Source organism: Streptomyces sp. NPDC060000, from assembly GCF_042737375.1.
Lineage (GTDB): Bacteria > Actinomycetota > Actinomycetes > Streptomycetales > Streptomycetaceae > Streptomyces.
The window spans coordinates 1-23,889 of record NZ_JBHWUU010000105.1 but is presented as its reverse complement, the minus strand read 5'-3'; the positions used below and the strand labels follow the sequence as shown (position 1 = coordinate 23,889).

Sequence of the window (23,889 nt, the reverse complement as noted above, 5' to 3'; positions counted from 1 at the left end):
CTCGGGGCCTCGCAAGAGGACTCCGGGGCCTCGCAAGGGGATTCGGGACCTCGCAACGGGATTGGTGAGCAGTGAGCCACATCGTCGTGAAGCGCCAGCCACGGGCGCTGCCGTCCGAGGTGCCCACGGGCGAGGTCGTTCTGCAGCCTCCGCCGGAACTACCGCGGGGCCATCAGGAGAGCGTGCTGATGCAACTGCTGCCGACGCTCGGCATGGGCGGCTCGGTGGTCTTCTTCTTCACGAGCGGCCAGCCGTTCATGCGCATCATGGGCATGGTCATGATCGCCTCTACCGTGGCCATGTCGATCGCGATGGTGGTGCGCTTCCGGCGCGGGTCCCAGGGGCAGTTGGCGGACCTGCGCCGCGACTACCTGAGCTATCTGGCGCAGGTCCGGCGCACCGCGCTCGACACCGCCCGGGCGCAACGTGACGCGCAGTACTACCTGCACCCCTCCCCCGAGCAGCTGTGGGCACTGGTCGCCGAGGGCAGCCGGGTGTGGGAACGGCGGCCCGGCGACGAGGACTTCGCCCAGGTCCGCGTCGGCCTCGGCGCCCAGACCCTCGCCACCCAGCTGGTCGCCCCCGAGACCGGCCCGGCGGAGCAGTTGGAGCCGCTGACCGCGGGCGCGCTCCAGCGCTTCCTCGCCGTCCATGACAGCCTGGACGACCTGCCGATGGCCGTCTCCCTGCGTGCCTTCTACCACGTCACGGTCAGCGGTGAGGCGCGGTCGGTCCGTTCGTGTGCGCGTGCCGTGGCCGGTTCGCTGGCCGCGCTGCACTCGTCCGAGGACCTGGTTCTCGTCGTCGCGGCGGGCCGGGAGGAACTGGCGCACTGGGAATGGGCGAAGTGGCTGCCGCACGTCCAGGCGTCGGGGGCCGTGGACGGGGCGGGCAGCCGCAGGCTGATCGGCGCCGACACCCGCGAGCTGGAGAACCTGCTCGGGGCTCGGCTGACCGGCCGCCCCCGGTTCCACGCGCACGCGGCGCCGCTGCCCGACGAGCCGCACATCGTCGTCGTCCTCGACGGCGTCTCCCTCCCCCCGGACTCGGTCCTGGCCAATCCGGAGGGGCTGCAGGGCGTGACGGTCCTCGAGATCGTCCCCGGTGAGCTGACGGGAGCGGTCGGCGAGCTCGACATCGTCGTACAGCCCGGGGCGCTGCGGCTGGAGTCGGGCCACGGGGCGGTGTACGAGGGGACGCCCGACGTGCTCTCGCCGGAGTCCGCCGAGGCGCTCGCCCGGCAGCTGGCCCCGCTGCGGATGGCCTCCGGCGGGGACGACGACGAGCCGCTGCTGGCCAACCTGGAGTTCACCGACCTGCTGAACCTCGGGGACGCGGCGTCCGTGGACACGCTGCGCACCTGGCGGCCGCGTTCGCTGGCGGAGCGGCTGCGGGTGCCGATCGGGGTGGGCGAGGACGGCCGTCCGGTGATGCTGGACCTGAAGGAGGCCGCGCAGGAGGGCATGGGCCCGCACGGTCTGTGTGTGGGCGCCACCGGGTCCGGCAAGTCCGAGCTGCTGCGCACGCTGGTGCTGGGCCTGGCGGTCACGCACTCGTCGGAGACGCTGAACTTCGTCCTCGCCGACTTCAAGGGCGGCGCGACCTTCGCCGGCATGGCGCAGATGCCGCATGTGGCGGCCGTGATCACAAACCTGGCGGACGACCTGACGCTGGTGGACCGGATGGGCGACTCCATCCGGGGCGAGCTCAACCGCCGTCAGGAGTTGCTCCGGGACGCGGGCAACTACGCCAACATCCACGACTACGAGAAGGCGCGGGCCGCGGGGGCCGCCCTTCAGCCGATCCCCTCCCTGGTGCTGGTGATCGACGAGTTCAGCGAACTGCTGACGGCGAAGCCGGACTTCATCGAGATGTTCGTGCAGATCGGCCGGATCGGCCGCTCGCTCGGCGTGCACCTGCTGCTGGCCTCGCAGCGCCTGGAGGAGGGCCGGCTGCGCGGCCTGGAGACCTATCTGTCGTACCGCGTCGGTCTGCGCACCTTCTCGGCGGCGGAGTCGCGGGCGGCGCTGGGCGTGCCCGACGCGTACTCGCTGCCGAACGTGCCGGGCTCCGGCTTCCTGAAGTTCGGCACGGACGAGATGGTGCGGTTCAAGGCGGCCTACGTGTCCGGGGTCTACCGCTCGGGCGGTCAGCGGGCGGCGCTGGGGGGCGGCCCGTTGCCGTTGGACCGGCGTCCGGTGCTGTTCACCTCGGCGGAGGTGCCGGTGCGGTACGCGGCCGTGCCACAGGCCCGCCCGTCCGGCGATGCGGAGGTCGACGACGCGCTCGCGGACACCGTGCTCGACGTGATCGTGCGCCGGCTGGAGTCGCAGGGTCCGGCGGCGCACCAGGTGTGGCTGCCTCCGCTGGACAACCCGCCGTCGCTGGACGCGCTGCTGCCGGGGCTCACGGCGGTTTCGGGCCGCGGCCTCACGCAGCCGGGCTATGAGGGCGCGGGCCGGCTGGTCGTGCCGGTGGGTCTGGTGGACAAGCCGTTCGAGCAGCGCCGTGACTCCCTGTGGGTGGACTTCTCCGGCGCCGCGGGCCATATGCAGATCGTCGGCGGCCCGCAGTCCGGCAAGTCGACCCTGCTGCGCTCGCTCATCTGCTCCTTCGCCCTCACCCACACACCGCACGAGGTCCAGTTCTACGGGCTCGACTTCGGTGGCGGCGGAATGGCGTCGGTGGCCGGGCTGCCGCACGTGGGCGGGGTCGCCTCCCGGCTCGACCCGGAGCGGGTGCGGCGCACCGTGGCCGAGGTGTACGGCGTGCTGACCCGTCGCGAGGAGTACTTCCGCTCGGCCGGCATTCCGTCGATCGCGGAGTTCCGGGCCAGGCGGGCCCGCGGGGACATCTCGGTCACGGACCAGCCCTGGGGCGATGTGTTCCTGGTCGTCGACGGGTGGGGCAACTTCCGCTCCGAGTACGAGGTGATGGACCAGGTGATCCTCGACATCGCGGCGCGGGGTCTCGGCAACGGCATCCACCTGGTCCTGACGGCGTCGCGCTCGATGGAGGTCAGGGCCGCGCTCAAGGACCACCTGATGAACCGACTGGAGTTGCGGCTCGGCGACACGATGGACTCCGAGATCGATCGCAAGGTCGCCGCGAACGTCCCGGCGGGCGTTCCGGGCCGTGGCCAGTCGCCGCAGAAGCTGCACTTCATGGCGGCGGTGCCCCGGATCGACGGACTCGCCTCGGACACGGACCTCGCCGGCGCCACGCAGGCGCTGACCGCGGAGGTCGCCCGACAGTGGCAGGCGGCGCCCGCGCCGGAAGTACGGCTGCTGCCGCGGGAGTTCGCGGCCGAATCGCTTCCGCCGGGCGACCGCTTCCCGCAGCGCGGGGTCGCCTTCGCCCTCGACGAGGACCGTCTCGAGCCGGTCTACGTCGACTTCGAGCAGGATCCGTTCTTCCTCGTCTTCGGCGAGAGCGAGTCCGGCAAGTCGAACCTGCTGCGGCTGCTGATCAGGCAGCTGACGGAGCGCTACTCCGGCGACGAGTGCAAGCTGTTCGTGGTCGACAACCGGCGATCCCTGCTGGATGTGACGCCGGACTCCCACCTGGCCGAGTACATCCCGATGTCCAACGCCATGGACCACCACATGGCCGCGCTGGCCGACCTGATGAAGCGCCGGGCCCCGACGGCCGACGTGACGGCGCGGCAACTCCGGGACCGGAGCTGGTGGCGCGGACCGACCGTGTTCGTCGTCGTCGACGACTACGACCTCGTGGCGACGTCGAGCGGCAATCCGCTGGCGAGCCTGACGGAGCTGTTGCCGTTCGCCCGGGACGTGGGGGTGCGGTTCATCGTCGCGCGGTCGACGGCGGGTGCGGGGCGGGCGTCGTACGAGGCGTTCATGCAGCGGATCAAGGAACTCGGCGCCCAGGGTGTGGTGTTGGCGGGTGACCCCGGGGAGGGGGACCTCCTCGGCGGAGTGCGGCCCCGGCCGATGCCCGCGGGACGGGGCGTCTTCGTCTCCCGGCGGCGGGGGAAGCCGTTGGTGCAGGTGGGGTGGGTGGCGGAGGAGGGGTAGGGGCGGGCTTCGCTTGGCCGCCGTCAAGCCGTATGACGGGAAACGGGCGAGCTTGGCCTGGCCGCCATCAAGCCGTACGACGGAAAATTGGGGAAAGTAGGGTGAGATCCGTGAACTCACTTGAACGGGGTTCATGAATCTGGCCTGTTGGTGACTCAGGGGACCGGCCCGCCCGAGGCGCGGGCTTCACGGGGACACGGGGAAGGGGCTCACGCATGGCGTGGGAAGAGTGGGAGCAGCTCAAGAGTGCGGCGGCAGAGCAGCACGCGGCCCAGATGCAACTGAACCACGTACCACTCGACCCGGGTGGTAGCACAGGCACGCTGGTGTCGAACAAGCCGGCCTGGTCCAAGGCGGGCCAGGACATCGGCTCGCTCCGTGAGGACATCAGCAAAGCGATGGCGAACCTGACGGACGGGCAGAAGGGCCTTGGCGAGGACGCCGGCTGCCTGACCGCGGCGGCCCAGAGAGACGTCCACGACTCCTGGGAGACCTACGTCAAGAACGTGAGCGGGCGCTGCGGAAAGCTCTCGGGCCTGCTGGAGAAGGCGGGCAACGACCAGCTGAAGACCGACGAGGCGATCGAGGTCGAGATCGGCAACCTGACGGTGGAGTACACGGATACTCCGGCTGTCGGCGGCAAGGGCTGAGGGCGGTAGACAGACGTCATGGACCTCGCAACGCTGAAGGCCCTCAAGCCGACCGAGTACTCGGAAGCCGCCGACGGATACCGCAGCACCTCTGACATGGCGAGCGCGGCCAAGGACCGCATAGCGAACCAGATCGTCGTGGCTATGAGGAACTCCCTGAAGGGCGAGGCGGCAACCGCGGCGATCAAGCAACTGGGCGAACTGGGCAAGAACCTCCACTACATCCAGGTCGAATGCGGTCTGGTCAGTACGGCTCTCGAAGCCTTTTCCTACGAGGTGGGAGCGGCCAAGGGCAAGCTCGACACGGCCCTCGACGGCGCCCAGGCCGCCGCACTCACCGTGCACGCCGACGGTTCGGTGTCCTATCCGGCGGGCGGGGAGAAGGACGCCGACGGCAAGATCCCCCACGGCGGCACGGTGAGCGGCCTGACGGACGGTACTGCCGCCGCGATCGGCCGCCAGGCGGCGAACTTCGACCCCAACCCCAATCACCGCCTCGCACAGGACTACGCGGACCAGATCGCCGCGGCTCTCAAGGAGGCCACGGAAGCCGACGAGAAGTGGGCGCCGAAGCTGCGCGCGCTGAAGGCGGACGACGACCTGACCGTCTCCGACAGCGACTGGGCCGACGCGTCCTCCGACACGAGCGGTGTGAAAGACGCGGGCAAGAAGTACCTCGACTCTCTCCCCCAGCCGCCCAAGGACGGAAGCCCCAAGGACAACGCGGAGTGGTGGAAGGGGCTCGACGCGGAGCAGCAGGGAGCGTGGATCTCCATGCGCCCCGATTCCGTGGGCGCGCTCGACGGACTGCCGGCCACGGTCCGGGACGAGGCCAACCGCATCGTGTTCGACGAGGCGCGGGGCGCGATGCAGACAGAGTTGAACTCCATCCCGAAGCCGCCGCTCAACGAGTGGACCTACATCACCGCCGGGGGTTACCCGTCCAAGGTCCACACCGATGAATGGATGGATTGGCACAACAAGTACGGCGACCGGTACGACCTGCTCACCAACAACCTCAAGGGAATACAGAGCATCCAGCAGCGCTTCGACAAGACCGGCACGAACGGACTGCCCGAAGCGTATCTGCTGGGATTCAGCGCCGAAGGGGATGGCCGAGCGATCGTCGCCAACGGAAACCCTGACACCGCGGATCACACGGCGGTTTATGTTCCGGGTACCACGTCGGACTTGCCTGGTATCGAGGGGAACATCAACCGGATGGAAAACGTCTGGCGTGCCGCCCATGACGAAGCCGACGGAAAATCTGTGTCCACGATCACTTGGCTCGGCTACGACGCACCTGATGACGTCGTAAAGGATGCACCGTTCGAACACTACGCGTACGACGGCGCACCGGCGTTCCGCGGTTTCATGGATGGACTCGACGCATCACACTCCGGTGATTCACCGTCCCACACCACCGTGATCGCGCACTCGTACGGAACAACCCTCGTAGGTGCTGCGGCCCAGACGGGCCATCTCGACGCCGATGACCTCGTCTTCGCAGGCAGCCCTGGCGTCAAGGTGTCCGGTGCCGATGAACTGGACGTCCCCAGCGGCCATGTGTGGAACGAGGAGGCGGACGGAGACGTAGTTCCGGACCTCGGCCGCTGGGGCCACGGTGGAGACGGCTTCATCATCCCCAGCGACCCCGAATTCGGCGCCAACCAGATGACCACGGACACCGAAGGGCACAGTGGCTATTGGGATAGAGACGCAGACTCCGGCACGAGCTCGCAGAGTTTGAAGAATCAGGCCCTGGTCGTTGTCGGAAAGGGTGATGACGCGCCTCTGAAGCCACCACCGGACCCGTGGGCGCATGTGAAGTAGATAAGTCGGCAACCCTGTCCGCCGAAGTAAGGCCTCGTTACGTGAAACCCAAGCTCAGCGCTCTCGTACTCGCCGTGCCATTCGTCCTCACTATTCTCACCGGATGCAGCATGACTGACAACGACTCCGACGAAATCCCGTCCGCCGGCACGAGCACCTCGCGTGACGCCTCGGACGCCCTGGAAAAGGTGTCCAGCGGTATCTACGATCTGATCGGCGTCAAGGGTAAGGCGTCCGACACTCAGCCGGGGGTTATGGACTGTTCGGGAAAGGATACAAAGACATATTTCCGGGTCTTCCACCCCTGGAGTTTCTATCCCGCCTCGGCGAGCGACCTCGCCGTTGCGATGGAGCGACTCAAGACGGAACTGCCGAAAAATGGGTGGAAAATCGTCGACTACGGACCGGACACCAGCAAGAACAAGAACATCACCCTGACCGCTGATAACGATAAGGTGAAGGTGGGCGTACATATTGTTCAAATGGCGAAGAACGATCCGCCGAAACTGAGCCTGGACCTTGTGTCCGGCTGCTACAGGGTCCCCGACGGCCAGGAGGTCGAACGCTTCTGACGACTCAGCTCCAGGTAAGAACGGCTACTGCCGTTCCGGCAGGCCCTGACCGGCTCCGCATATCAACTCACGCAGAAATGCGGGCGCCTCGGCACAACACAGGGTGGGCACCTCCCGTGCGTGCCCACCCTGGTGTTGCGGAGTACGTGCTGCTACATGAAGTAGCTGGCGCCCTTCAGGTCGCCGCCGCGGTAGTCACCGCCGGCACCGTGGACCTGGTGCGAGATCTGGAGCAGCGCCGCGTGGATACCCCGGGCGTGCTTGTTCCACTCTTCGCTCTTGCTCTGGAACTGCTGGAACGCCTCGCCGCCCCAGCCCGAGGACACGTTGAGCACGGCCTGCCGCAGCGCCTCGAGGTCCTCCTCGAGCTTCCTGGCCTGGTCGCCCAGCTCGGTGGCGAGCGCATCCATCGTGCCGTACGTGACGGCGAGTTCCTCGTAATGGGCTCCGGACATGATTTCCCTCGTTTCTCTGAAGACTTCAGCCGGACTTCTCGGTCCGGACAACGGTGTGGTTCAGCGCTGCCAGTGGCTCGCCGGTGGCTCGTCAGTAGCTGTTGAGCGCCGAAGTCTTTCCACCGAGATCGTCGACCGAGATCTTGTTCATGTCGGCGGTGATCTGGTCTTCGAGGTTCTGCTTGTCGGTCTTGGTCATGTGGATACCGTCGAGGAAGTCGTCGAGCATCTTGCCGATCGCGACCATGTGGCCGTTGATCTCCGTCTGCTTGGTGTTGAAGGCGTTGGCACCCTGGCCCGTCCACGCCCTCTCGATCATGTCGATCGTGCCCTGCAGCTTCGCGAGGGAGCCGCGGATGTTGTCGTAGCGATCGATGACTTCCTTCTGGAGCTTCTGTACGTCGCCGTCGTTTAGCTTGCGGTCGACCATTTCGGCACTCCCATTCGTGAGCTGTGGTTGGTCATGTGTGGGTCATGTGGCTCGCCGTGAGCGGATCACCGCGAAGGCTCCGCCCCCGATCACCAGGACGGCCGCCGCGGCTCCGAGCGCAATCCACATCGTGGTGTTGTCGGAGGTGTCCGAGGCTGATACTGCCGCTGAGGTCTGGCCACCCGAAGTGGCCTTCGTGGGCTGGGGCGAGGCCGATGCGGAGGGTGAGTTGCCGGCCTCGTCCGTGACGCCCGTCGCGTTCTCCTTGGCCAGCGGGTCGGTGCTGGCCGGGCCGGGGTTGAAGTTGCTCTGCTCCAGGACCATGCGCGGGCGGATCAGTCCGTAGCCGAGGTACGTGCTCGGGTCGTCCTTCGCCCAGTTCCGTCCTGCGGTGTCGATCAGGCTGGCGAGGACTTGGTTGGCCGTCCACTTGGGGTGGGCGGACCATACGAGGGCTGCGGAGGCGGAGGCGATGGCGGTGGCTTGGCTGGTGCCCTGGCTGCTGCAGTAGGAGCGGAAGGTGTTGTCACACCAGGTGGGGACGTCAAGACCGGGGGCGGCCAGGTCGACGTAGTTGCCGTGTTCCGAGAATTTTCCGACGGTTCCGGACTTGTCCGAAGCAGCAACGCCGACTACGTAGGGGTAAGCCGCCGGGTACCCGATGAAGTTTTTCTCCTGGGCGTCATTACCGGTGGCGGCAACCATCAACTTGCCCTTGGCCCACGCGTACTTGACGGCCGCGAGAACATCCGGCCTTTCGATGTCTTCACCGAAGGACATGGTGATGATTTTGACATCACTGTCAGCGATTGTTCTGATCACGTCCGGTAGTTCAGGAGCCTTTTCCTTCTCGCTTCCGTCCTTCATGTCCTTCATTGCGAGCCGATAAGGAACGATCTTCGCTCCCGGTGCAAGTCCTTTCAGACCGTTTCCAGCACCAGTACCTGCGATGAGTTCCGCCATGCTCGTCCCATGACCGTCGTAGTCCTCAGTCGCCTTGTAGCCGACGGCTCCGGGCACCTCGCCGACGAGCACCTGCCCCTTCAAGGATGGGGTATTGGGGTTGACGCCGGTATCGACAACGGCGACCTTGACACCCTTGCCGGTACTCACCTTCCACATCTCGTCGGCCTTCATCGCCGACAGGTACCACTGCTGGGACTGGACATCGGCGGCCGATGCGCTCGGAGTCAAACCTCCGGAGAGGACGGTCAAGGCGCCGAGCAATGAGCACGCGGCGGTAACTCCTCTGCCGTTTCGTCCCGCGAAAGATGCGCTCCACCTGCCGCGTCGGCTGATCCCTGGCACCATGCCTCCGTCTGTCCTCGCTCTTGTTCGGTCAGTCGGTCGCGGACGCGTCATCGCGATGCTTGTCACGGCTCGAGCCTGTCTCGTCGGCACGCTGGTTGCGCGCTGAACCACGCGCCGCGCCCGGGCCGCCGGTCGTCTTTCCGTTGTTCCTGCTTCCGGAAACTCGTCCCTTCTGCTTACCGACCACACCGTCAGGGCCGTCGGCAGGGCGGCGAGTCGCCTTTCCCGCACCAGTCGTCGAGCCAGCCGTCCCGATAACCCCGCGCTGCCCGGGCTTCTCGCCTCTGGCCCGCGACGCGGGTGTGCTCTCACCACCGACAACCGTGCCGCGCGGCAACCTGGAACCTTTGCCGCCGGGAGCACCCCCGGCAACAGGTCTTCCGCCGACAATGCCATCGCCGGTGCGTCCGGCGCCTGTGCGCCCGTTTCCCGGACGTCCGGGATTCGTGGCACCCATGCCGGTGACGGGACCGCGCGGGACACCACCAGGACGCCCTGCCGCCTGTCCACCGGCCTTCGGCGCTCCGCCGACCACACCTCGCCCCGTGGGCCCAGTGGTGCGGCCGCTCGTCTTCCCTGCTGCAGCGGCACGTCCTGCCGACCCCATGGGCCCGGTTCCCGTACGGCCCGCCGCGGTGCCGCCCGGCACACCGCCCACCCGCCTCTGCGCTGAGTTAGGAACTCTGCTTCCCGGCACGCCGCCGAACCCCGTGGGGCGCCCGGACGTTCCTCGGAATGCGGGAGATGCACCAGTGGGAGCAAAGGGAGGCATCGTTCCCGATGGAGTCGGGTTGGGGCCTGCCGTCGCGGGCGGGGTGACAGCCGTCGGCTTGACAGCGTCCTGAGACGGCAACGTACCGAGGCTGTCAATCTCCGTCCCCACGTGATGCTCGGGAAGCCTGACGGTTTCGTCCCCGCTTTTATGGGATGACGACAAGTCCTCTGCTCGCGGTCGCTCCGCCCCGGTCGCTACAGAGTGATGACGCGTGGTTCCCACATCACTTGCAGACGAAAGCGACCCTTGGCCCGGCGGCTCCTTGAACTTCCCATAGCCCGGCGACGGCTCCGGCACCCCCATCCCCGGCATCTGCGGAAACGTCGGCTCCTCCGCCAGTTCCATCATCCCGCTCGACACCGTGTAGAACGACGCCAGCCGGTACATCTGGTTGATGGCTTCCTGGCGGTCCTTCTCGGCCTTGACCGCCGCTGTGTATTCCTGGTTGCCCTCGACCCGTTGAGGCATCGGGATGTCGTCGACCTTCTTGGGGACGATGCGGCCGTCGCGCGGAGGCATCGACTTGCGTACGGAGGCGAGGCCGGCGCTGGCCGCCAGGACCTGGGTGCCCACCTCCTCGGTGTAGCTGGCGAGCGCCAGGGCGGTGGTGGTGAGGTTCATGCCCCAGGTGTAGAAGGCGGTGTGGGCCTCGCCCTCCCAGTCGACGTCGCCAAGGTTGCGACTGAGCTCGTTGGCCGCGGCGTTGATGGCGTCCCGGGCGTCGACGAGGGCCGTGGCCGCACTCTCCAGGGTCTCCGGGCTCGCCGACTCGACGATGTCGATCATGGCGTTGAGGTCGTAACCCTCGAAGCTCGTCTTTCCGAAGCCGCCCGGACTGCTGAGCATCCCAGGGCTGATCACCACGGCCTTGTTCACGGCGTCGTCCACGCCGCTGTTCTGCTGGCCCGCGTCCTGACGTTCTGTCTGGTAGTGGTCCGACTTGTTCTTGTGGTCGGCCATCAGTACCCCGCGTCGGTGTGGTCGGCGTCGTTGGTCCGCTCGGTCTGCTTGTTGAGCGCCTCTTCCCGGTCCCGGTTGACCTCGGCCCGGATCTCGTGGAACCGGTACCGGAGGTCCTCTTCGAGGTTGTCGAAGGTCACGTCAACGCCGTGCACGGCGATCTGCATGGCCTCCAGCTGGAGGCCCAGCGACCTGGAGAGGGTCGTGATGCGTTCGTGGACGCGCTCGTACTGCAGGTGGAGCGTCTTTGCCTCCGGGAAGTCCCCCGCGCCGAAAGCGTGCTCCGCGAGGCCGTGGTCCCCCACCTTCGCCGAGCCGCCCGCGGACTTCTCGAAGGCCGTGAGCAGGTCGTCCACCCGTTTTTTGAACGTCGAGAGCGCCATATATCCGCGCCGTACGTCGGCAGGGCCCCCGCCCATGTCCGCAGGAATCACGACAGCCACTCTCCCCGTTTTTTCCGCCGCCCGTCCTGGACGGCACCGCCCGCGCCTTTCAAGTGTTCATGACCGCAACGCATCCACTCTAATGACTCCCTCTGACAGCCCCAACTGGCTTATGCAACAACCGCGTCACCACTGATACGCGCTTGGCCCATTTCTCACGTTCGAGACGATTTTTCCTGCATCCAGCGTCGCGCCCCGACCTCACTCGGGTACTCGCGAACAGTGAGCCAGGCGGTCAGCCAGCCGACGAGGTACGCGGCGAAGGCCGGCATGACGGGTGCCGCGAGGAAGGCCAGGCCACGGCCCGCGGCGGCCCGGCCCGGGGCGCGGCTGTTGTGGTCGCGTTTGGCCCGGAGGGTCTGCTCGGGAGTGGGCGGGTTCAGGAGGCCTTCGTGATGGCTCCGGCGTTGCTTGACCCAGCCCCACACCAGGGCCGCGCAGGACGCGGCGACCTGCACGCCGTCGCAGATCGTGCGCACGATGGGTGGCATCTCGCTGCGGAACCCCTCGTAGAGGCCGATGGCCATGAAGCAGACCGTGGCCATCACCAGGAGCAGGAAGACGGTCGTGCGGGCGCGGCACAGCCAGTAGAGCGGACCGCGCCGGTACCAGGTCCTGCCCAGCTTGGGCAGCGCGGGGATCTGGAGGGTCACGGCCTCGGCGTGCTCAGAAGATGCTTGTGACGCCATGCCAGATGTCCTTCGCCATACGTACGCCGTCGTCCTTGGTCTCCGTCAGGACGTGGCCCGTGCCGGTCAGCACCCCGCCGACCACACCGTGGTCGTGGATGTCCTCGCTCCAGTGCTCGTGGAAGGAGTGGTCAAGGAGGCTGGTCGCGCCGATCACGGCCACCACTCCCACGCCGGCCAACGCTGCCGCGCCCTCCACGGGCAGGGCGGCCACCACACCCGCGCCGACGGCCAGGCCACCGAGCGCGGCGCCGCCGTCGACGACCACCGAGTGCTGCCAGGACCAGCCCTTGTCGTGGTCGTCCTTCGCCTCCACCAGCCCGCAGGCGGCCGCCGCCGCCACGTCCAGCACCGGGATCTCCCTCAGGAACTCGGGGAGTTCGGCCACACCTCTGCCCAGGCGCAGTGCGTCCGCCGCGTCGGCCAGCTTGACGTTGAGGGCCCGGTCGTAGGGAAGGGCGGTACTGCCGTGGTCGGCCCGGGCGATGGCGTCCTCGAGGGAGTCGACCTGCGTCACCGCGTCGCGGTAGGCGCCCTTGGCGGGGAGGTCGTGCGGCAGTGCGCGCCCGGCCTTCTGGAACGCCTTGCGCTCGGCGCGCAGGGCTTTCTTGGCGGCGCGTTCCTCGGCTTGCGCGCCGTCGATCAGGTTGCGGGCCTCCTTGCCGCCGGCCCGGGCGTCCTCGGCGTCGTAGGCGTAGAGGCCGCGCAGGGCGTCGGCGATCGTGATCTTGTCGCCGGTCGAGACCGGTGCCGTGACCTGTGCGTAGAGGCCGCGCAGACCGTCCGCGGCGACCAGCCGGGCGTGCTGGGCGGTGTGCAGGATCTCCTCGCGCACCTTGCCGTACTCGCCGAGCGCGGCGATCGTCTTCTGGTCGTCGGCGCTGGGCGGATCAGCGGTGAGGATCTCCAGCGGGAGTCCTTTGTCCCCCATCGGCACGCCTTTGCCCGCGGCGACGTGCTCGGCGTTCTGGAGCGCCGTCTCGCAGGCGGAGAGGGCGCCGGCGAGCGTGTCGAGGATGTCGCCCGCGCTGTGCACGAGGCTCGCGAAGGCGCCCGCGGCGAGCGCGTCCTCGCTCCAGGCGGCGCGGAACGTCTCGGCCGCCTCGCCCTTCCAGCTCGTGTCGCCGACCAGCCCTTCCACGGCCTGGCCGAGCGGGTGGACGACCTCCTCCAGCTTCTGCTTGGCGTTCTTGTACGTGTCGGCCATCGTGCGCAGCCCGCCGATGTCGCCGCCGACCCAGCTGTCGGCCATCAGCCTTCCCCCGCCATCAGGTCCTCGAACAGTCCATGTACGTCGATGTCGCGCCGCTGGAAGGAGTCGCGGGCGTGGGCCACCTTGTCGCCGTGGTCGTCGAGCCGGTCGGCGAAGCCGATGTGCAGGGCGACGATGAGGTCGGCGATCTCCTTGACGGCGTGGTCGAGTCCAAAGTCACCGGCGTCGACGACGGGCGGGGCCACGTCGGCATGCAGTTTGCGGTAGTTGACGGCCTCGTCGTGGAAGGTGCGCGACATGGCGGTGAGATCGCTCAGCACCGCTTTGAAGTCGACTGTCATCGGCGCACCTTCCGCACGCAGGCGGCCAGGTCGGCCGGCTGCCAGTTGTGCCGTCCGGGCGCGACATACGGATCGACGTGGACCCTGACGCCCTGCTCCCCCACGCCCTCGGCCAGCGGGCCGAGCGAGGTCGCGACCCACGGCTGTGCCTCACCGAGGGCGGCCACGAGCCCATGCAGGGTGGTGAAGGCGAGGGCCACCGGTCCGTGGGTGAGGTGCTCGAAGAGTTCGTACGTGACGAAGGGTGCCGGGGCGGGTGCGCCTGTCGGGACCGTGGTGAGGATGCGGCGGGGATGTGCCGGGACGAACACCGGGGTGTGGTACGCGGGTACGCCGGGTCGGGGGCCGGATGGCGCCGATGGCGCGGACAGCGCCACCTCGGCGGCCGCGACGGATTCCCCATACTCCAGGAGGCGCGACCTGCGGGGCTCCCGTGCCGACTGAGGCACCGGCGCCGAGGCAGCGCCTGCGGGCGGCTCCGCCTCGACACACTCGGCATAGTCGAGAAGGCGCGAACGGATCGGTATGCCCACCGCCGTCTCCTGTTCCCCATGGACCTGCGGATGATGTGGCGACACCACCGTAGCCAGGGAACTTCCGGACAAGTACGGCTATTTCAGGTTGCCGGGTCAGGGCTATGCGGAACCCATACGGGTGTTTGGCCGGGGGGCGGTCAGTGCTTGACCGTGCGATGACCAGCGGGTGACACGCCGGGCCTGCAGACCCTACTGCGGGGTCTGCTCCGTACCGGCCCGTTCCGTGCTCCCTCCCCCGTCACGTCGGTGTCACGAGCGCGCCGTTGTGCTCGACGTACAGCCGGCCCGCCGCCCGCCTAGCCCGCCCTCGCGACCCTCCGCCCCCGCGACCCTCCGTGTCCGCCGCCGTGCGTCACGGATGGCCACCGCCGTGCCGCCGAGGCCCGCGGCCAGGGCCGCCGCTGCCACGACGACGTAGGTGGCGAGGCGGGTGTTGCGTTCGTCGGGGGTCTCGCCGGTGTGGAACTTGGCGGGGCTCGGGGCCTCGGCCCTGGTCAGGCCGTCCTGGGGGCTCGGGGACTCGATGGGGTGGTCGTCCTCCGTCAGGGCGCGGACCGGGTCGACGACGCCCCAGCCGACGAGCCGGTCGTGGCCCGCGATCGTGCGTTCCGCCGTCTGTTCGATCTGGGCGACGATCTCGCGCGCCGTCCAGTCCGGGTGCTTCGCCTTGAGCAGCGCCGCCACGCCCGCCACGTACGGCGCCGAGAAGCTCGTACCGTTGTCGGCGCAGTGGCCGCCCTTGGGGACCGTGGAGACGATGTCGACGCCGGGGGCCGCCACGCCCACGAAGTCGCCGGACTGGGAGAACGAGGCGCGTTCGTTGTTGCGGTCCGAGGCGGCGACCGCGAGGACGCCCTCGTAGGACGCCGGGTAGGTCTCCTTGACGTTGCCGCCGAGGCCGTTGTTGCCCGCCGACGCCACGACCACGACCTTTTGGTCCAGGGCCTCGTCCACGGCCCGCTCCAGGTCGTCGGAGGGCCGGGCCGCGTTCGAGGTGTCCTGGGAGATGTTGATGACCCCGGCGCCGGCCCGCACGGCGTAACGGATCGCCTCCGCCAGGGACTTGGTGTCGCCGTGGCCCTCGGCGTCGTTCTGCTGGATCGGGATGATCGTCGCCTCGGGGGCCAGGCCCACGAAGCCGGTGCCGTCGAGGGGGCGGGCCGCGATGATGCCGGCGACCTTGGTGCCGTGCCCGACGGTGTCCGTCGTGCCGTTCTCGGCGCCCCGCTCGATCGGGTCGCCGTCGTCGTCCTTGAGGTTCCTCGGCAGCAGGTTGCGGCCGGCCTTCGCGTCGACGGCCTCGGTGAGCTGCGGGTTCTTCACGTCCACGCCCGTGTCGATGACGGCGACGCGGACGCCCCCGCCCTTGGAGCGGCTCCACAGTTCGTCCAGGAGGACGCGCTGCAGGGCCCAGGGGCGGCCCGGGTACTCGCCGTTGGGGAACGTGCACTCGTCCGAGTAGGGCAGCTTGTCCGCGGCCGACGCGGGGGGCACGAGGACCGTGGCCGTGGTGAGGAGGGCCGCGGTCACCACCAGCAGCGCGGTACGCAGCCCCGGCACCGGGGCCGTACGAGGCGTCATCGCCGTCCGCAGCACCGTCGTCCTCCTCCTCACGAGCCCTGGGGCTGGCGGGCCGCCGCTGTCGACAGGCGGGGGCCGGTGGGCAGGAACTTCGACCAGGCGGCCGGGACGGGCGCGGGGTCGATGTCCTTGTAACCCAGCAGGGTCTGGGCCTGTTGGGCCTCCTGTTGCTGCTTCGCGCGCTGTGCGGCGGTGGTGCCGATGCCCGCGTCGTCCGTCGCGCTGTCGCCGTTGGACTGCAGGACGTAGCGCAGACCCGTGTCGGTGACGAGGAAGACCGGTCCGGCCTTGGTCGCCTCGCCCTGGAACTGGCGGTAGAGCTGGCCGGAACCCGGCGTCACATAGGCGCTGGAGGAGCCGGTGGGCAGCTTGGCGGGGAAGTCCGTGCCCGCCCAGGTGCTCAGGGTCGTGGCGCCCGAGCCGGCGTTCACGCCGCGCAGGACGGTGCAGATCGTGCTGCGGCTTCCGGCGGCCCCCGAGGCGTCGTTGACCGGCGAGGGGTCACCGGCGGGCCAGCGGTGCTCGGTGCCGAACGCCTGGCCCGGTACGAGATCCCCGGGGCTCATCTCACGGGCGTGACCGGCCTGGCCGAGGGGGGCCGACTCCTTGCTGAACAGCAGGAGCTGGGCGACGAAGGCGGACACGGGGGCGACGCGGCCGTTCAACACCACGTAGTACTGCTCGGAGTTGTTGTCGAACGCCTTGAGCACCATGCCGACCCTGTCGGCCGACGCGTCCAACCGGCCCGGTGCGCCGGCCGCCTCGCCCGGCTGCCCGGGGATGTCGGGGAAGGCGATCGGGTCGCCCCGGTGCAGGGTCGCCAGCCATTCCGCGGACACCCGTTGGGGCTCCCGGCCGGAGCCGACCACCGCGCGCAGCAGCAACTCGTCACTCTTTTCGACCGGGTACGCCGTGCCGCCCGCGTCCACGACATAACGCCTGCCGTCGGGGTCCGCCACGTAGAGGAGTTGGCCGCCACGCAGCCGCTCCGCACCCTCGGTGGCGTCCTTCTCCCGGGCGGCCAGGACCAGCGCCGCCTTCTGGACGGAGTCCCCGCCCCCCGCGCCCGGCCGCTCGCACACCACCCAGCGCTTCGCCTTGCCCGCCTCGGACGCCGAGGGCAGCCGGTCGGGGGCGTACGGGATGCCGACGGTGACGCCGTGCGGGATGTCGCCGTTGTCGAGGACGGACTCCGAGACGGTCACCACGTCGCCCTGTCCCTCGTCGAGGAGCAGTCTGGCGGAGGCCATGTTGAGAACCGGGTGCAACTGGACCTCGTCGCCGGTCCGCAGCACGACATAGCGCGTGGTGGACTTGCTCGCGACGATCACCTTGGCGTTGGGCGTGTCCCAGCCCTTGGGCGCGGTCGGTCTGAACATGCCCCACGCCCCGAAGACGGCCATGACGAGCACCCCGACGACGATCCCGGGCAGGATCGCGCGCAACGGCCGCGGTGCCCCCTCCTCCGAGCCGTCGGGCGACGACTGGAGGAAGGCCGCGAGCATCCGCCGCTTCGCGAAGGTGTAGGCGTTGAGCTGGTCTCGCCGAGATGCCATCTGTGCCCGTCTCTCCCCGTTTTCCGGCCGATCCGCGTGCTCCGCAGCGCGGGCGGCCCGACGCCCCGTCCCCGATGTCAGAGCGGCCACCTACTATGCCCGGTAGCTGTGGGGACTTGGGGAGCGGGTAGGGTTCCTGGGCCGTCGAGTGCCCTGTGCGGTGCTGAACACGGGCGGGTCGTGAGCGGAACGGGCGGAACGGGGGACGGAGTGAGGGCTTCGAATGCGGGCGGGCGCTCCGTCGGCGGGTCGCGGACCCGGGGTTCCTCGACGCCGGGTCCGCGGCCGCCCGAGCGGTCCGCATCAGCCTCGGCACCAGGTGCGCTCCACCTCAGGACCCGTGCCGGGCAGGGCGGGACATTCCGGTTGCAACGCCTCGTCCTGCTGGAGATCGCCGCCGCCGTCCTGCTCATCGGCTGGGTGAGCGGTCCGGCGCTGCTCGTGGCGGCGGTGGTGGTCGCCGCACTTCTGGTGGCCCTCGCCTTCGTTCGCCGCCGCGGCCGCTCGCTCACGCAGTGGCTGGCCACGGCACGGGAACTGAGGATCCGTCGGCGGCTGGCGGACCGGCTGGAGATACCGCCCGGGACGGAACCGGGGTTCGGACCGGTCGTGGAGTGCGATCCCGGACTGCGCACCTACGCGTACGGCGGCCGCGACCGGCGGCCCGTCGGGATCGTCGGGGACGGCACGTTCGTCACCGCCATCGTCCAGGTCGAGGCGGACGCGACCGCGTTGCGGGCCGATCGCGGCCGGCAACCGCTGCCGCTCGCCCTGGTGCGGGACGCGCTCGAGGTGGACGGCATCAGGCTGGAGTCCGCGCAGATCGTGCTGCACACCCAGCCCGCGCCCGCCCTGCACCTGCCCCGGCAGTCCGTGGCGGTGGCCAACTACGCGCCCCTGCAGGAGCAGACCGGAGCACCCGCGGTACGTATCACCTGGATCGCGTTGAAGCTGGATCCGGAGCTGTGTCCGGAGGCCGTGGCCGTCCGCGGGGGCGGTCTTGTCGGCGCACAGAAGTGCGTGGCGCGGGCGGTGGATCACCTCGCGAGCCGGCTGACCGGCGCCGGATTCCGGGCGACCGTCCTCGACGAGGAGGAGTTGACGGCCGCCTTCGCCACGTCCGCCTGCGCCAACCCGCTGGTGACGGCGGAGGCCGGACGGACCGGGACGACGGAGCGGCGGACCGAGGAGTCCAGCAGGAGCTGGCGGTGCGACAACCGCCGTCACACCACGTACTGGATGCGCCGGTGGCCCGCGCTGGGCGGCGACGGCCCGTCGCTGCCGCAGTTCGTCGCCCTGGTCACGGCCGTTCCCGCGCTCGCCACCACGTTCAGTGTCACCCTCGCGCGCGGTGACCGGCAGGAGGTGTTCCTGTCCGGGCACGTCCGGGTGACGGGGCGCAGTGACGACGAACTCGTGGCGGCCCGGCGGGCGGTGCAGGGCGCGGCCCGGCACACCGGCGCGGGACTCGCCCGTCTCGACCGGGAGCAGGTGCCCGGCATGCTCGCGACGCTGCCGCTCGGAGGTGCTCGATGACGGCGACGACGGCACGCGGAGCCGCCCCTCCCGGCGAACCGGAGCCCTCCGCCGGACAGTCCGGGCCGTCCGGGCGGTCCGGACTCCGCTCGCCGCGCAGCGGCTTCGGTCTGATCGGGCCGCGGCACGGACGGCACTCGGTGTCCGCGGACCAACTGGCGGCGCTCGCGCTGCCCATCGGGGACGACGGTGTCGTCATCGGCGTCGGCGCCGAGGGCCGGCCCGCCGTCCTGGGGATCAACCGGCCCACGCCGTACGACGTCGTCCTCATCGGCGGTCTGTGGACCGCGCAGGTCCTCGCGCTCAGGACGGCGGCGACCGGGGCCCGGGTGGCCGTCGAGACGGGCCGGCCGCAGGCCTGGGTGCAGATGGTGCACGCGATGGGCGGCGGGCAGAACGGTCTGGCGGTGTACGAGGTCGGCCGGGTGCCCCCGCAGGGCGCTTCGGCGGGCACGCCCGTGCTGGTGGTGCGGGACTGCGGGATGCGCCCGCCGCGCGGTCGGGTCAGCTCCGGTCCCTGGCAGTCCGTACTGACGCTGCTGCCGTATCTCAGCCCGGTCGCTCCCCGACTGGTCCGGCAGGCCCGGCTCGTCGGCGTGCAGCGGATCTCGCCGGACGAGGCCATGGAACTGGGCCGGGCGCTTGCCCTGCCCGGGCGGGACGTGGAGGCCCTCCCCACGCTCGCCGACGGCTTCACGCTGTGGTGCGCCGACCGGGACCGGCATTATGTGATGACCCGGCCCACGGATGCGGAGATCGGGTTGCTGGGCAACCCGAGACGGATGGACTGACACGACGGATGGACCGAGGCGGCGGCCGCAGCGTCTTCTTCCTTTACTTGTGCGGCACTTCAGCCCCTATGGCCTTTTTGTCGAACGCCTGAAGCGCATCCGCGACCCTTGCGGGGGTGTGTGGCGTGGTGGACTGGTGCTGAGGGGTGGGCGGGCCTGCCGTGGCGGGCCGTCTGATGATTAGGCTGGTACGGGGCGCGATGCCGGAAACCGTGGGGTTGACGTCGGCGTCTCCCGGTGGAGGGCCACGTCGGACGACGTCGGACGGCCTCGAACCACTCAGGACGACAAGCAAATGGTCGCCCCGGCACGGCATGAGGGTGCTCGACCACATCAGGAGGAATTGTGAGCAGCGATCGGGACGGGATCCGCGGGGGCTGGGCCACACCCGGCGATGACCAGCCCGACGCGGAGTCCGGCGTCGAGGCGACGGGCGAGTTCACCATCGACTACGCGCCGCCGGCTTGGTACACGCAGAACACGGGCGGCGGTCCGGGTCCGGCACCCGACGCGGGCCCCGGCGCCGGTCCTGACGCGGGGGCGCCGGGTTTGCCCGGCGAACCGGTCGCTCCGGCTGAGCAGCCCGCACCGCCCGCCTCACCCGCGGCACCCGCGGCACCCGGGTCGGAGGTTCCCTTCACGCCGGCTGCGCCGCATGCGACCCCTGCGCCGGAGGCGCCGTTCACCCTGGCCCCGCCTGCTGCACCTACTGCACCTACTGCACCTACTGCACCAGAGGTTGCGTTCACGCCGGCCTCGCCTCCCGCGCCGCAGGTGCCGTTCACGCCCGCCTCGCGACCCGTGCCTCCCGCGCCCGACGCGGCGTTCACTCCGGCCTCACCGGCAGCGCCCGTCACTCCGGCGGCTCCGTCGGCACCGCCCGCCCCGCCCGCACCGGCGGTTCCCGCCGCGCCGCCCGGCGTGGGATCGGTCGCCGTGCCGAACCTTCCGGTGGACAGCGGGTTCGAGCCGCAGCCACAACCCCACCACCAGCAGCAGCCGCCGCCCGGGGCGCAGTGGGGAGCCACGGGGGCTTCCGTGGGCGCCGAGGAGAACGGTTCCGGTAACGGGGACCTGGAGAGCGGCGCCACCATGCGCTTCTCGGCAGCCGCCCTCCAGCGTGAGATCGCGGAGCATGCCGCCGCGGCACAGGCCGACCCCGAGCGGCCCGCGGAGCCGGACGGCACAGAGTCCGCCGCTTCCACCCCGACGGGCTCCGTACCGTCCGGGGACGCGGTTGCGGCGGACGCCCCGGCCGATGCGGGCGATGCGCGCAATGCGGGTGTGTCGGACGGAAACGAAGCCGCTGCTGCGGCCGTCGAGCCCGAGGCAGACGCCGCGGCCGCGGCCAAGGCCAAGGCCAAAACCGACGGTACGACTGACGAGAGCGGCACCGTATCCGAGCCCTGGGTAGCCGAGCCCTCGGCAGTCGAGCTCTCCGTGGCCGAGCCAGAGGCCGGGGAGGGTGTGTTCGAGGCTACCGAAGGCGACCAGTCGGCGGTTCAGGGCACTGACGCCGTCAGCGAGGACGCGGACCACCAGAACGACTCCGCCGTCGAGGAGCCCTCGGACGCCGCCTCCACGGGCGCCGCCGAAGCACAGGGCGACACGCCCCAGGACAGCGGGCCTCAGGACGCCGTTCCCGGCGCGCCGCCGGCCTGGACTCCTCCACCGGCCCCGCAGGGCGAGCTGCCCCCGCTGCCGCCGTCGTACCAGCCCGCAGCGCCCGCAGCGCCCGGACCGGCGGCCCAGTGGCCGGCGCAGCCGCAGCCGACCGACGCCGTGGCGCCCCCACACGCCCCGCAGCCGCCCGTCCAGCCGCCCGTTCCGCCGCAGGCAGCCCCGCCCGCGCCGGCCGCCTGGAACCCGCCGACACCGGGGCCTGTCCCGGCCACACCGCAGCCGGGTTACGGCTTCCCCCAGCCCCCCGTTCCCGCCCCGGCGGCTCAGCAGCCCCCTGTCCCGCAGCCGGGCTACGGCTTCCCGCCCCCGGGTGTCGCTCCGGCGCCCTCGGTACCCCAGCCGCCCACTGACGCTCACGCGCCCGGCGGCTACGGCTTCCCGCAGCCCGCTGACGCACCGGCAGCTCCCGGCGGCTACGGCTTCCCGCAACAGAACACCGGCCCCACGGTACCCCCCGCCGCCCCGACCCCCCAGCCACAACCGGCACCTCCGGCACCCCAGCCGCCCGCCACCCCGGGCAGCTACGGCTTCCCCCAGCCCACCGACGCACCGGCAGCTCCCGGCGGCTACGGCTTCCCGCAACAGAACACCGGCCCCACGGCACCCCCCCCCCCCCCCCCCCCCCCCCCCCCCCCCCCCCGGGGGGGGCCCCAACCCCCCCCCCCCCCCCCCCCCCCCCCCCGCGGCGGGTCCCCCCGCCCCCGGCACCGCAGCCGCAGGCCCCGCATGCGCACCCCGGTTTTCCGCAACCGGGGATCCCGCAGCAGGGCGTCCAGCAGCAGGCGGACGGGCAGCACCCGGCGGCCGCTCCCCAGGGTTTCCCGCAAGGTGGACCGCAGGGGCCGCCGCCGCAGGGCTTCCCCGGACAGTTCCCTCAGTCCCAGCCCCAGCCCCATCCGCAACCCCAGTCCGAGCCGCAGCCCCAGCCCCAGGCCCCGCCGTCGGCACCGCACGCCCCGCAGGTTCCTGCGCCGGTCCCCGCGCCCGACGTACCTCAGGCGCCCCATCAGCCCCAGCAGCCCGTCGATCCCCGGGCCGGGGCCGCCTGGCCGCAGCCGATCCAGCACGACCAGCGGCAGCCGGTCAACCCCGGTGCCGCGCCGCTGGGTTACACGGCCGCCGTGGAGCTGTCCTCCGACCGGCTGCTGAACAAGAGGCAGAAGGCGAAGAGCGGCCGCCCGGCCGCCGCCTCCTCCCGCTTCAAGCTCGGTGGCAAGAAGGAGGAGGCCGAGCGGCAGCGCAAGCTGGAACTGATCCGTACGCCCGTGCTGTCCTGCTACCGGATCGCCGTCATCAGCCTCAAGGGCGGCGTGGGCAAGACCACGACCACCACCGCGCTCGGCTCCACCCTCGCCACCGAACGCCAGGACAAGATCCTCGCGATCGACGCCAACCCGGACGCCGGTACGCTCGGCCGCCGTGTGCGGCGCGAGACCGGGGCGACGATCCGTGACCTCGTTCAGGCGATCCCGTACCTCAACTCGTACATGGACATCCGGCGGTTCACCTCCCAGGCGCCGTCCGGCCTGGAGATCATCGCCAACGACGTCGACCCGGCCGTGTCCACGACCTTCAACGACGAGGACTACCGGCGCGCGATCGACGTGCTCGGCAACCAGTACCCGATCATCCTCACCGACTCCGGCACCGGTCTGCTCTACAGCGCCATGCGCGGTGTGCTCGACCTCGCCGATCAGCTCATCATCATCTCCACCCCGTCCGTGGACGGTGCGAGCAGCGCCAGTACGACGCTGGACTGGCTGTCCGCGCACGGGTACGCCGAGCTGGTCTCGCGGTCGCTCACCGTCATCTCCGGGGTGCGCGAGACCGGCAAGATGATCAAGGTGGACGACATCGTGTCGCACTTCGAGACCCGTTGCCGAGGTGTCGTCGTCGTGCCGTTCGACGAGCACCTGGCGGCCGGCGCCGAGGTCGACCTCGACATGATGCGGCCCAAGGTCCGGGAGGCGTACTTCAACCTCACGGCGCTGGTCGCGGAGGACTTCATCCGCCACCAGCAGCGCCAGGGACTGTGGACCAGCGACGGCAACCCACCGCCGGTGGCCGCCCCGCCGATGCCGGGCCAGCAGATGCCCGGCCAGCAGATGCCGCCGGGGCAGCCGTATCCGCCCCAGGCCGGCCAGCCGTACCCGCAGGCACCCCAGCCCGGCCCCGGCCAGCCGTACCCCCCGCAGGGTCAGCCGTATCCGCAGCAGCCGGGCCAGCCGTATCCGCAGCCGGGTCAGGAGCCCTACGCGCCGCCGCAACAGCACCAGCCGGGGCAGGACCCGTACGCCCAGCCCCAACAACCGCAGCCGCAGCCGCAGCCGCAGCCGGGGCAGGATCCCTACGCCCAGCCACAGCCCCAGCAGCCGCACCCGGGGTATCCCCCGCCCGGCTACGGCTACCCGCAGCACCCCCAGGCCCCCCAGCCGGGCCAGCCGGGCCAGCCTCCGCAGCAGTGAGAAACGCCGAAGGGCGGCCGGTGTCCTGGGAC

The 23,889-nt window shown here is 70.4% G+C and carries 17 protein-coding genes and 2 pseudogenes; 8 read left to right on the top strand and 11 right to left on the bottom strand.

Going from position 1 to position 23,889, the window contains the following annotated elements; all coding sequences use genetic code 11:
• Nucleotides 1-71 precede the first annotated feature (71 nt).
• The 4 genes from eccCa (at nt 72) to ACFWBB_RS37970 (ending at nt 7,092) form a co-directional block, all read left to right on the top strand.
• A complete protein-coding gene (gene eccCa, locus ACFWBB_RS37985; RefSeq protein WP_385282360.1) occupies nt 72-4,037 on the top strand; it encodes a type VII secretion protein EccCa in 3,966 nt (1,321 codons plus the stop codon).
• Between the two features lie 215 nt (nt 4,038-4,252).
• Complete coding sequence (locus ACFWBB_RS37980) at nt 4,253-4,687, top strand: hypothetical protein (protein WP_385282358.1); 435 nt, start codon at nt 4,253-4,255, stop codon at nt 4,685-4,687.
• Nucleotides 4,688-4,705: 18 nt separating this feature from the next.
• On the top strand, nt 4,706-6,520 hold the full coding sequence (locus tag ACFWBB_RS37975) for an alpha/beta hydrolase (RefSeq protein WP_385282356.1): 1,815 nt from the start codon (nt 4,706-4,708) through the stop codon (nt 6,518-6,520).
• 110 nt (nt 6,521-6,630) lie between these two features.
• Nucleotides 6,631-7,092, top strand: coding sequence for a hypothetical protein (locus ACFWBB_RS37970; RefSeq protein WP_385282353.1), 462 nt, complete (start codon nt 6,631-6,633; stop codon nt 7,090-7,092).
• Between the two features lie 152 nt (nt 7,093-7,244).
• On the opposite strand, the gene ACFWBB_RS37965 is transcribed toward ACFWBB_RS37970, so the two are convergent.
• The 11 genes from ACFWBB_RS37965 to eccB form a co-directional block, all read right to left on the bottom strand.
• Nucleotides 7,245-7,547 (bottom strand): WXG100 family type VII secretion target, encoded by a 303-nt coding sequence (locus ACFWBB_RS37965; protein ID WP_020128583.1) that lies wholly within the window; start codon nt 7,545-7,547, stop codon nt 7,245-7,247.
• A 91-nt stretch (nt 7,548-7,638) separates the two neighbouring features.
• A complete protein-coding gene (locus ACFWBB_RS37960; protein ID WP_355708526.1) occupies nt 7,639-7,977 on the bottom strand; it encodes a WXG100 family type VII secretion target in 339 nt (112 codons plus the stop codon).
• A 42-nt stretch (nt 7,978-8,019) separates the two neighbouring features.
• Nucleotides 8,020-9,192 carry a S8 family serine peptidase gene (locus ACFWBB_RS37955; protein WP_385282348.1) on the bottom strand — a complete coding sequence of 391 codons (1,173 nt, stop codon included), beginning with the start codon at nt 9,190-9,192 and terminating at the stop codon, nt 8,020-8,022.
• Nucleotides 9,193-9,316: 124 nt separating this feature from the next.
• The gene (locus ACFWBB_RS37950; protein ID WP_385282345.1) at nt 9,317-11,023 is read right to left on the bottom strand and encodes a hypothetical protein; all 1,707 of its coding nucleotides are present in this window, start codon (nt 11,021-11,023) and stop codon (nt 9,317-9,319) included.
• Nucleotides 11,023-11,457 (bottom strand): hypothetical protein, encoded by a 435-nt coding sequence (locus ACFWBB_RS37945; protein ID WP_385282342.1) that lies wholly within the window; start codon nt 11,455-11,457, stop codon nt 11,023-11,025. Before ACFWBB_RS37945 ends, ACFWBB_RS37950 begins: the two co-directional genes overlap by 1 nt.
• Before the next feature lie 164 nt (nt 11,458-11,621).
• Nucleotides 11,622-12,155, bottom strand: coding sequence for a hypothetical protein (locus ACFWBB_RS37940; RefSeq protein WP_385282339.1), 534 nt, complete (start codon nt 12,153-12,155; stop codon nt 11,622-11,624).
• Nucleotides 12,133-13,407, bottom strand: coding sequence for a WXG100 family type VII secretion target (locus ACFWBB_RS37935; RefSeq protein ID WP_385282336.1), 1,275 nt, complete (start codon nt 13,405-13,407; stop codon nt 12,133-12,135). The genes ACFWBB_RS37940 and ACFWBB_RS37935 overlap by 23 nt, the downstream gene beginning before the upstream one ends.
• Complete coding sequence (locus ACFWBB_RS37930) at nt 13,407-13,709, bottom strand: DUF6317 family protein (protein ID WP_385282333.1); 303 nt, start codon at nt 13,707-13,709, stop codon at nt 13,407-13,409. The genes ACFWBB_RS37935 and ACFWBB_RS37930 overlap by 1 nt, the downstream gene beginning before the upstream one ends.
• Nucleotides 13,706-14,020: an SAV_915 family protein gene (locus ACFWBB_RS37925; protein ID WP_385282330.1), complete on the bottom strand. Its 315-nt coding sequence runs from the start codon at nt 14,018-14,020 to the stop codon at nt 13,706-13,708. Before ACFWBB_RS37925 ends, ACFWBB_RS37930 begins: the two co-directional genes overlap by 4 nt.
• 474 nt (nt 14,021-14,494) lie before the next feature.
• Nucleotides 14,495-15,826: a type VII secretion-associated serine protease mycosin gene (gene mycP / locus ACFWBB_RS37920; RefSeq protein WP_385282370.1), complete on the bottom strand. Its 1,332-nt coding sequence runs from the start codon at nt 15,824-15,826 to the stop codon at nt 14,495-14,497.
• Nucleotides 15,827-15,855: 29 nt separating this feature from the next.
• The gene (eccB, locus tag ACFWBB_RS37915; protein ID WP_385282327.1) at nt 15,856-17,382 is read right to left on the bottom strand and encodes a type VII secretion protein EccB; all 1,527 of its coding nucleotides are present in this window, start codon (nt 17,380-17,382) and stop codon (nt 15,856-15,858) included.
• A gap of 210 nt (nt 17,383-17,592) precedes the next feature.
• Between eccB and eccE the strand changes: the two genes are divergently transcribed.
• The 4 genes and pseudogenes from eccE to ACFWBB_RS37895 all read left to right on the top strand — a co-directional run.
• Entirely contained in the window at nt 17,593-18,918 is a 1,326-nt protein-coding gene (gene eccE, locus ACFWBB_RS37910; protein ID WP_385282325.1) for a type VII secretion protein EccE, read from the top strand.
• The gene (locus ACFWBB_RS37905) at nt 18,915-19,709 is read left to right on the top strand and encodes a hypothetical protein (protein ID WP_385282322.1); all 795 of its coding nucleotides are present in this window, start codon (nt 18,915-18,917) and stop codon (nt 19,707-19,709) included. The genes eccE and ACFWBB_RS37905 overlap by 4 nt, the downstream gene beginning before the upstream one ends.
• A gap of 345 nt (nt 19,710-20,054) precedes the next feature.
• A pseudogene (locus ACFWBB_RS37900) lies at nt 20,055-20,135 on the top strand (SCO5717 family growth-regulating ATPase); the annotation flags it as partial.
• Between the two features lie 2,117 nt (nt 20,136-22,252).
• A pseudogene (locus ACFWBB_RS37895) lies at nt 22,253-23,857 on the top strand (MinD/ParA family protein); the annotation flags it as partial.
• Nucleotides 23,858-23,889: the final 32 nt, after the last annotated feature.